We start from the raw sequence: 1,128 nt of genomic DNA on the forward strand, positions 1-1,128 counted from the left end.
TGGAATGAAGAGTGCTGACAGGAAAGCGACGACCACATGCGCCCAGCGCCGTTCTGAGCTCGGGGTAGCTGATTGAGGTGGTTGAAAGAGATTCATCACAAGCAGCCTAACGCCTGAATTAAGCCGAAAACAATCGCGTAGCGATTGGTTTTCGGCTTGAATGAATTGTTAGGCCGCACTCTAGCGAGGAAAGTGAGTGCCCGGCAATGCTGCTCTTGGGCCGAAGCCAGGACGGCTGGGGCGCGCTTAGCGGAACTGCGAGCGCATCCCGAGAATCACAGGATGGAACCGACAGACTCCGGTGTGTTGGAGCTACGGGCGCACCCCAGGGTTGCCCGGGCGCGCCGCGAGAATGCGGCCGAAGGAATCAATGAGCGTAGCCAGCCATGCCGGGACTCGCCGGAAACCACTCCTAACGCTTTTGACTTGCTGCGGCCTAACGCCTGAATTAAGCCGAGCCGCGAAGCGGCTTCGGCTTGAATGAATTGTTAGGCCGCACCGCGAGACAGTGCGGCCTCAATGACTTTAGAAAGCCAAGCAATATCATTACGAGCGAAGTACTTGCCCAGCTGGACTATGGCGGCTCCAGCGGCCAGCATGCCAATGCCGGCAAACGGGAACCACCATAGCGTGTCTTGGGAAGATGCGACCGCAGCGGTGGCAAGAACGGTCCAGAGAAGGCAAAAGCCGAACCAGAAGGTCAGGAAAGTCTTTACAACCCAATGCATGGTAAAGCGGCCGACAAGTACGACGCCATGTCCGCTCCTCTCAAAGTTACCAACAAAGAACGGCTTGAACGAATTGCGTACAAATGGAATTGACCGTTGGAGCACAACCTTACTCTCGCTCACCTTTCCGACGCCAATTTGGTTTGTGGGTGACCAACTGGTTGTGGCGCTACGGAGCCTTTCGACGGACTCGCCAAGACTGTATCTACTCTCGAATGTCGCCGGGGTCGAGCCGTAAAGAAAGTTGAGCATTGCGCGAATCATCGTTGTGCGGCCTAACGCCTGAATTAAGCCGAGCCGCGAAGCGGCTTCGGCTTGAATGAATTGTTATGCAGCCAGGAGAACCGGAGAACTTGGCTGCTGAAGAGATCTTAGCTCAGGACAATCGGTGCCCGAGAAT

Annotated in this window: 1 protein-coding gene; it reads right to left on the reverse strand. The window is 55.9% G+C overall.

Annotated features, from left to right (window positions below; genetic code table 11):
- Window positions 1-488: 488 nt before the first annotated feature.
- The gene (locus ACFPN1_RS16260; RefSeq protein ID WP_386756271.1) at window positions 489-980 is read right to left on the reverse strand and encodes a hypothetical protein; all 492 of its coding nucleotides are present in this window, start codon (window positions 978-980) and stop codon (window positions 489-491) included.
- Window positions 981-1,128 lie beyond the last annotated feature (148 nt).

The organism is Lysobacter yangpyeongensis, from assembly GCF_042655745.1.
GTDB lineage: Bacteria > Pseudomonadota > Gammaproteobacteria > Xanthomonadales > Xanthomonadaceae > Agrilutibacter > Agrilutibacter yangpyeongensis.